Source organism: Aeromonas sp. HMWF017, from assembly GCF_003061465.1.
Classification (GTDB): domain Bacteria; phylum Pseudomonadota; class Gammaproteobacteria; order Enterobacterales; family Aeromonadaceae; genus Aeromonas; species Aeromonas veronii.
In genome coordinates this window covers 15,950-24,099 of the sequence record NZ_QAJD01000069.1, presented here as the reverse complement: position 1 = coordinate 24,099, position 8,150 = coordinate 15,950, and the positions used below count along the sequence as shown (strand labels likewise).

Annotated in this window: 7 protein-coding genes; 4 read left to right on the top strand and 3 right to left on the bottom strand. The window is 60.8% G+C overall.

Annotation, left to right across the window (positions count from 1 at the left end; translation table 11 throughout):
• The 3 genes from DBR30_RS21780 to DBR30_RS07155 form a co-directional block, all read right to left on the bottom strand.
• Positions 1–218, bottom strand: a 218-nt coding sequence (locus DBR30_RS21780; protein WP_375135840.1) for a DTW domain-containing protein, incomplete at its 3' end; no start/stop codon positions are given.
• 174 nt (positions 219–392) lie between these two features.
• Positions 393–1,604 carry an ROK family transcriptional regulator gene (locus tag DBR30_RS07160; protein ID WP_108540956.1) on the bottom strand — a complete coding sequence of 404 codons (1,212 nt, stop codon included), beginning with the start codon at positions 1,602–1,604 and terminating at the stop codon, positions 393–395.
• A gap of 132 nt (positions 1,605–1,736) precedes the next feature.
• Positions 1,737–3,404 carry a methyl-accepting chemotaxis protein gene (locus DBR30_RS07155; RefSeq protein WP_108540955.1) on the bottom strand — a complete coding sequence of 556 codons (1,668 nt, stop codon included), beginning with the start codon at positions 3,402–3,404 and terminating at the stop codon, positions 1,737–1,739.
• 123 nt (positions 3,405–3,527) lie between these two features.
• Here DBR30_RS07155 and DBR30_RS07150 point away from each other — a divergent pair, with 123 nt between their 5' ends.
• The 4 genes from DBR30_RS07150 to glpC form a co-directional block, all read left to right on the top strand.
• The gene (locus DBR30_RS07150) at positions 3,528–3,983 is read left to right on the top strand and encodes a YchJ family protein (protein WP_074045197.1); all 456 of its coding nucleotides are present in this window, start codon (positions 3,528–3,530) and stop codon (positions 3,981–3,983) included.
• 242 nt (positions 3,984–4,225) lie between these two features.
• A complete protein-coding gene (gene glpA, locus DBR30_RS07145; RefSeq protein ID WP_108588263.1) occupies positions 4,226–5,899 on the top strand; it encodes an anaerobic glycerol-3-phosphate dehydrogenase subunit A in 1,674 nt (557 codons plus the stop codon).
• Positions 5,889–7,154, top strand: coding sequence for a glycerol-3-phosphate dehydrogenase subunit GlpB (gene glpB / locus DBR30_RS07140; protein ID WP_108588262.1), 1,266 nt, complete (start codon positions 5,889–5,891; stop codon positions 7,152–7,154). Before glpA ends, glpB begins: the two co-directional genes overlap by 11 nt.
• Before the next feature lie 51 nt (positions 7,155–7,205).
• A partial coding sequence (glpC, locus tag DBR30_RS07135) for an anaerobic glycerol-3-phosphate dehydrogenase subunit GlpC (RefSeq protein WP_258224318.1) occupies positions 7,206–8,150 on the top strand: 945 nt, incomplete at its 3' end.

Sequence of the window (8,150 nt, the reverse complement as noted above, 5' to 3'; positions counted from 1 at the left end):
GTGTTGGAGGGCTTCATCGGCTCGCTGTCATACATCAGCAGGCAGAAACCGGCCTCCGCTTTGAGCTCGGGGCGCCACTCGCAGGCACACCAATCCTCGCGCAACTGACAGGCCGGACAGCGGGCCAGGGTGCCGCCACGGGCAAGAAACGGTCGGGTAGAGATACTCTTGCGCCAGGCCCGCAGGCGATTGACGGCGTGATCAGGAACAGGCTTCATCTAGGTTCACAACTGGAGTCAAAACAGGAACGGCAGCGGTGCCAGCAAGTCACGGCGCCACAGGGCTCGATAACAGGGGGACTGCCGGAAAAGCGCAAGATTGTACCGAGTTACGCGCTGGCGGAACAGCAATCCCTGCCCCTTTCGCCAGACACAGTGCCAACTTCTATTGCCTTACGACTCCTGACAGCTGCGCAGCAGCTCCAGCAACAGGCTGCCATCGCGCAGTGCCTTGTGCACCTGCACCGAAGTGGGCTTGGTGGGATCTTCGTAGAAGTGGGTGGATTCAATCTGCAGCCGCACCAGATATTCGGCGGGCAACTGGCTGGCCAGCGACTGGTGCAGCATGGGGAACAGCAGCCGATCGGCACGGGTGATCTCGCCCCCCAGCAGCAGCTTGCCCGGATTGAGCAGGCAGATGAGATTGGAGAGCACCTTGGAGAGGCGGCCCGCCGCCTGATGGAGAATATCCTGACAGAGGCTGTTGCCCGCCAGCGCCAGCTCGCACAGCTCGCGGATGGTGACGCTCTCGGGCAAGTCGTGCTCCTGCATCCGCTCGCGCAGATCCCGGTATTGCGCCTCCAGCGCCTGATTGGTCACCAGGGTACAGGCACAGCCAAAGCCGCCGCAGTAGCAGCGCTGGCCATAGGGTTCGAGCTGCAGGTGGCTGAGATCCCCGAGCAGCGCATTCTCGCTCTCGATAAGCTGACCATTGACCACCATGCCGACCCCGATGTCGTTGTGGACAAACACCAGCACCGCATCGGCGCAATTTTTGGCGGCCCCCCACTCCCGCTCGGCCTGGATCCAGGTGCGCACGTCACCGCTCACCAGCACAGGTACCGAGAACGCCTGTTGCAGAGTCGGGCCAAGGGGCCAGTTGCGCAGATCGTAGAAGGGGAAGTGCTTGACCATGCCGGAGTGGCGCTCTACCTGACCCGGCAGACAGAGGGCGATACAGGCCAGACTGAGAGACTTTCTCGGCAAAAACACCTTGATGGCATGCACCAGACTGTCCAGCAGATCGGCGCGCTCCTCCTCGGTAAAGAGGTGGCGCTGGCGGGCCAGCGAGCGACCGGAGAAGTCAAACAGCGCCATATCCACGTAGCCACGGCCAAGACGCATGGAGAGAAACTGGAAGCGGCGCTCGTTGATGCGCAGCAAGGTCTGACGACGGCCGCGCCCCACTGAACTTTCACCACAGGTGACCACCAAACCGCCATCGAGCAGTTCCCTGGTGATCTTGGTGATACTGGCAGGCGAGAGGCCGGTCAGGCGGGAGAGATCGGTGCGCGACAGCTCCTTGTGCTCTTCCAGGCTGGCATAGACCAGGCCGTAGTTAAGCTGCCGGATCAAATCGATACTACCTTTCACGATCTCATTCATAGGGTATGGGGCAAAGGCTGAAAAAAAGAGGCTGACAATTTTCACACATTATTGGTCAATCCCCAAATAAAGTGCGGCCTGAACCGGGGGTCAGGCCGCATCTTGTGGTTGCCGTCACGGACCATTACAAGATCAATAACGGAATTGCGATACCAGTTTGCGCAATTTGTCGCCGGTATTGGCCAGATCGCGGGTGGTGCTGTTGGATTCCACCGCCGCGCTGGTCAACTCGCTGACAATCTGCTGAATGGCCACCAGGTTCTTGTTGATCTCCTCGGAGACCGCGTGCTGCTCCTCGGCGGCCGTGGCGATCTGGATGTTCATGTCGTTGATAGTACTGACCGCCATCACCATGCTGTCGAGGGAGCTGGCGATATGGCTCGCCTCCTGCACTGTCTCCTGGCTGCGATCCTCGCTCGCCTGCATTACCTCCACCGCCTGCTTCACCCCGCCCTGCAGACGTTGCAGCATCTCGTTGATCTCTTTGGTGCTCTGCTGGGTACGGCCGGCCAGCGAACGCACTTCGTCCGCTACCACCGCAAAGCCGCGTCCCTGCTCACCGGCGCGGGCCGCCTCGATGGCAGCGTTCAGCGCCAGCAGGTTGGTCTGCTCGGCAATGCCGCGAATGACCTCCACCACAGAGCCAATCTTGGCGGTCTCTTGCGCCAATTGCTCGATAACGCCGGAGGCAGTATGCACCTCCCCCACCAGCCGGTTGATACTGTTGATGGCCCCGCTCACCACACCTCGGGCGGCGTCCGATTCACGGGCCGCATCGCTGGTTGCTGTCGCGGCATTGGAGGCACTGCCCGCCACCTCCTGCGCGGTGGAGCTCATCTCGGTCACTGCGGTAACCACTTGGTCGGTCTCGCGACTGTGGCCCTGCATCTGATGGTCATAGTGTTCGCTCAGATGGTGCAGCTTGTCGACCGCGCTAAAGAGGTGGTTGCTGGTCTCGCCCACCTGACTCACCACCGACTGGATCCGCTCGACAAAGCGGTTGAAAGCGCTGGCCAGCTGGCCAATCTCGTCCTGGCTCTGCACCTTGAGGCGCTGGGTCAGATCCCCGTCGCCGTTGGCGATATCGTTCAATGCCAGTACCGCATCCGCCAGCGGCTTGGTGACCCGGTTGCCCACAATAACGGTCGCCGCCAGGGTGATACCGAGGATCAACAGGATCACCAGCACACTGCTCTGCAACGAGGCATGCATGTTGCTCTCGCGCTCTGCCCGCAAGGCCGCAAGTTCGTTGTCGATATCATCGATATAAAAACCGGTGCCAATGGCCCACTGGTATTTGTCCAGCACCAGAGTAAAGGCCAGCTTGGGGGCATCGCGACCGATGGAGGGCTTGGCCGTCCAGTATTCGGTAAAACCATCCCCCTGACGGGCCGACTTGAGGATCTCCTGGATCAGCAACTTGCCCTTGGCATCCTTGTCGTTCCAGCGGTTTTTCCCCTCCAGCTCGGTACGCACCGGTAGCAGTATGGTGTTGCCTTCGAAGTCATAGACAAAGAAGTAGCCATCACTGCTGTAACGCAACGGCCTGAGCAACTCTTTGACCTTTTGACGATTTTCCGGTGAATCCGGCAGAGAATACACGGCATCGACAGCGGTTTTGGCCATCATGATGTAACTGCTGAGCAGTGCTTTACGCTCCTTGATGGCATTTTCCCTCGCCACCACCAGATCAGACTCCAGATCGCGCTTGGAGACCATGTAGTTACTGAGATTGACCACCAGGGCCATCAACAGTACGGGGACTGCACCCAGTAACAGGATTTTCTGCTTTAGCGTCATCTTTCACATCCTTGCAGCTGTTTTTATTGGAATTCCTTGCTTACTCATCAGTATAGGTGCTGGCAGGGCGAGCCCAGTTTTCGTTACAATTCCCTTAAACAAATCGGCCAGAACGTGAAAATCATGAATCTTTGTCCTTGCGGCTCAACCCTTTCTCTCGAATTGTGCTGTGGCTCACGTCACAGTGGCGCAGTGGCTGACACCCCGGAGCAGCTGATGCGCTCTCGCTACAGCGCTTTTGTGCTCGGTCTGGGAGAGTATCTGGTCCATAGCTGGCACCCGGCCCACCTTGGCGGTCTCACCGCCGAAGAGCTTTCACGCATCGACACCCGCTGGGATGGTCTCGAGATTATCGCCAGCCAGGGCGGTCCGGAGGATGAAACCGGGATGGTGGAGTTTAAAGCCTGGTTTCTGGAGGGGGATGAGCGTCACTGCCTCCATGAGCGTTCTCGCTTCGTGCGTTATCAGGGGCGCTGGGTCTACACCGAGGGAGAGCAGGATCCAGCCCCCCTCAAAACCGGACGCAACGATCCCTGCCCCTGTGGCAGCGGCAAAAAACACAAGAAGTGCTGCGGCTGACCCCTAACACACCCACCAGACTCGTCAAACAGTGACAAGGGGCATCAGATGCCCTTTTTTTGTGCCTGCCATTCGCCACCAGCCCATTAACCGCTGCGATAACAAGCGTGACAAATGTCACATAATGCTCATTAACGCGCGAGCAAATGAGCGTTTGCGAGCGCAAATTTGGCCCATATCAAACATTTCCACTCAGAAGTAGGCCACACTGGCCTCATCTGGAAGAGATGAGACGGGCAACAATGAAAAGAATAACTACACAAGTCGTCATCATAGGCGGCGGTGCCACAGGGGCCGGCATCATGCGCGATTGCGCACTGCGCGGCATCGACTGCATCCTGCTCGAGCGCGATGATATCGCCGCCGGCACCACCGGCCGCAACCACGGCCTGCTCCACTCCGGTGCCCGCTACGCGGTGACGGATCAGGAGTCCGCCCGCGAATGCATCCAGGAAAACCGCATCCTCAAGCGGATCGCCAGCCACTGTGTCGAGGACACGGGCGGACTCTTCCTCACCCTGCCGGAAGATGACATCAATTTCCAAACCACCTTTATGGATGCCTGCGCCCTGGCCGGTATCGAAACTCGCCAGCTTGATCCCGGTGAAGCCCTGCGCATGGAGCCCAACGCCAACCCGGCGATGATCGGCGCCATCCATGTGCCGGATGGCACGGTCGATCCGTTCCGCCTCGCCGCAGCCAACGTGCTGGACGCGAAAGAGCACGGCGCCCGCATTTTCACCCACTGCAAGGTGCTGGGGCTGTTGCGCACGCAAGATCGGGTGCACGGGGTCAAGGCCATCAACACCCGAACCGGCGAAGCGTTCGAGGTGGAGTGTCAGGAGGTGATCAACGCCGCCGGCATCTGGGGCCAGCAAATTTGCGAATATGCCGATCTCGGCATCCGCATGTTCCCGGCCAAGGGCTCCCTGCTCATCATGGATTACCGTATCAACCAGCTGGTGCTCAACCGCGCCCGCAAACCGGCGGATGCGGACATTCTGGTGCCGGGCGATACCATCTCCCTCATCGGCACCACCTCCAGTCGCATCGATTACAACAAGATTGACCAGCTCACCGTCGAACCCGAAGAGGTCGAAGTGTTGCTGCGCGAAGGTATCAAGCTCGCCCCCATCATGGCCCGCACCCGCCTGCTGCGAGCCTACGCCGGGGTGCGCCCGCTGGTAGCGGTAGACGGTGACGACACCGGACGCAACATCAGTCGCGGCATCGTGCTGCTGGATCACGCCGAGCGGGATGGTCTCAAGGGCTTCAACACCATCACCGGCGGCAAGCTGATGACCTACCGCCTGATGGCGGAGTGGGCCACCGATCTGCTGGCCAAGAAACTCGGCAACAGCAAACCCTGCCAGACCGCCGAACTGAGCCTGCCCGGCTCGCGGGATCCGGAAAAGGTCTCCGCCCCCGGTCTCTCGGTGCCGGTCGAAGGCTCAGCCCAATACCGCCACGGCGAGCGGGTCATCGCCTTCTTCCGTGACAATCCCAAGGCCAACGCCCTCATCTGCGAGTGCGAAATGGTCACCGCGGGTGAAATCGAATACGCCCTGCGAGAGCTGGATGTGGACAACCTCATCGACCTGCGCCGCCGCACCCGTCTGGGGATGGGGCCCTGTCAGGGGGAGCTGTGCGCCTACCGCGCCGCCGGTCTGATGCAGGAGTATGGCAAGGCCGATGGCCGTCAGGCCTGCGTCATGCTGCGCCAGTTCCTCGAGGAGCGTTACAAGGGAACCCGCCCCGTCCTGTGGGGTGATGCCCTGCGCGAGGCCGAGTTCACCTACTGGATCTACGAAGGGCTGTTTGGGCTGGGGGAATGGACGGCGCCGCAACTGGTTGCCGATACCCCACGCGGCTCAACCAGCGAGACCACTTACAAGGAGAGCCGTCATGAAGTTTGACAATATCGTTATCGGCGGTGGCATGGCGGGACTCTCGGCTGCCCTGCGGCTGGTGGAGGCAGGACAGAAGACCCTGCTGATGGCCTCCGGCCAGAGTGCCCTGCACTTCTCCTCCGGCTCGGTCGATCTGCTCGAAAGCGAGGGAGATCCCCGCGCCGCCCTGCCCGCCTTTATGGCTGCCCATCCGGATCACCCCTACAGCAAAGTCGGAATGCAGAATATCGAAGCGAGTCTGGCCGATCTGCAGCGCCACTGCGCCGAGCAGGGATTGCCGCTGGTTCGCCAAGACACCAATCACCAGCGCCTGACTCCCATCGGTACCCTCAAGCGCACCTGGCTCTCCCCCGATACCTGTGCCTGCGTCACCGATGCGCCGATCCCGGACGTGCTGCTGCTGGCCACCCTCGAGGGCTTTCGCGACTTTCATCCGGCACTGGCGGCCGCCAATCTGGCGACCCATCCGCGCTTTGCCCACTGCCGCATTCTGACCGGCGAAATCCGCCTGCCCCAGCTGGCGGAATTCAGCCGTAATCCCCACGAGTTTCGCTCAGCCGACATCGCGCGCCTGTGTGACAAGCACCATCTGGTGGCCGATCTGGCCCGCGAGATCAGCCGCATGGTGCAGGAGAGCGGTGTACCCGGCTGCCGTCATATCGTGCTGCCCGCCTGCCTGTCGCTGGGGCTGGTAGGCCCGCGTCTGGCGGAGCTGGAGCAGCGTACCGGCTGCACCATCAAGGAGGTGGCCACCATGCCGCCGTCTCTGATAGGTATGCGGATGCAGGAGGCGCTCAAGCGCCGCTTTATGGCCCTTGGCGGCAACTTCCTCACCAGCGAGCGGGTGCTGGGCGCTCGTTACGAAGGTGACCGGGTGGTCGGCGTACATACCCAGAATGGCGATGATCAGCTGTTCGAAGCAGACAACTTCGTGCTTGCCTCCGGCAGCTTCTTCAGCCGTGGGCTGGAATCCCGTCTGCGTGGCATTCGCGAACCCATCTTCGATGCCGATGTGTTGAGTCTGGAGGAGCGTGATGCCTGGGCCGGTCGCCGCCTGTTCGACCATCACCCTTTCATGGGCTTCGGGGTCAAGACCGACGACAAGCTAAGAGTGCTGCGTGGCGGCAAGCCGCTCACCAACCTCTATGGCGCGGGCAGTGTCTTGGCCCATTACGACCCAATTCGTGAAGGTTCCGGCTCCGGCGTTGCCGTTGCCACCGGCTGGCAGGCTGCCGGCCATATTCTGGGCGCGGCCCAATGATTACTACGTCCCATATCCCGTGTCTTCATCATCGCCGGGAGGAGAACTGACATGCTACTGGATCACGCCAATCAAACTTTCGATCAGTGCATCAAATGCACCGTCTGTACCGCCTACTGTCCGGTGGCCAAGGCCAACCCTGCCTACCCCGGCCCGAAACAGGCTGGCCCGGATGGGGAGCGGCTGCGGATCAAGAGCCCCGAGCTCTTTGACAGCGCCCTCAAGCACTGCACCAACTGCAAACGCTGCGAAGTAGCCTGCCCGAGCGGAGTGCGCATCGGCGACATCATCGCCAAGGCCAAGCACCAATACAGCGGCTTCAAACCGGGGATCCGCGAGTTCGTGCTCTCCCACACCGATCTGATGGGCAGCATGTCTACCCTGATGGCCCCGGTAGTCAACTTCACCACCGGCCTCAAGCCGATGAAGCAGGTGCTGGACAAGGCGCTGGGGGTCTCATCCCACCGCGACCTGCCCAAATACTCCCAGGGCACCTTCCGTGGCTGGTACAAGAAGCAAAAAGAAGCTCAGGCTCGTTATGAGCGCCAAATCGCCTACTTCCACGGCTGCTATGTCAACTACAACCACCCCCAGCTTGGCAAGGAGCTGGTACAGGTGCTCAACGCCATGAACATCGGCGTGCAGCTGCTGGAGCGGGAGAAGTGCTGCGGCGTACCGCTCATTGCCAACGGCTTCATGGACAAGGCCAAGCAGCAGGCGGCCTTTAATATCAAGCAGATGGAAAACTCCCTGCTGGGTAACGAGATGCCGCTGCTGGCCACCTCCTCCACCTGTGGCTTCACCCTGCGGGACGAATACCCCCACCTGCTGGAGCAGGACAACCACAAGGTGCGGGATCGCATCTCGCTGGTGACCCGCTTCCTGTGGAACGAGTTCTACAAGGGCAACAAACCGGCGATGAAGCCGCTCAATCTGCACATCGCCTACCACACCCCCTGCCACATGGAGAAGATGGGGGGCGTCATCTACACCCTC

Bases quoted from the DNA above. Each gene is read 5' to 3' on its own strand.
- glpA (WP_108588263.1), top strand. From the start codon at position 4,226: ATGAAAAGAATAACTACACAAGTCGTCATCATAGGCGGCGGTGCCACA.
- DBR30_RS07160 (WP_108540956.1), bottom strand. From the start codon at position 1,604: ATGAATGAGATCGTGAAAGGTAGTATCGATTTGATCCGGCAGCTTAAC.
- glpB (WP_108588262.1), top strand. From the start codon at position 5,889: ATGAAGTTTGACAATATCGTTATCGGCGGTGGCATGGCGGGACTCTCG.
- DBR30_RS07155 (WP_108540955.1), bottom strand. From the start codon at position 3,404: ATGACGCTAAAGCAGAAAATCCTGTTACTGGGTGCAGTCCCCGTACTG.
- DBR30_RS07150 (WP_074045197.1), top strand. From the start codon at position 3,528: ATGAATCTTTGTCCTTGCGGCTCAACCCTTTCTCTCGAATTGTGCTGT.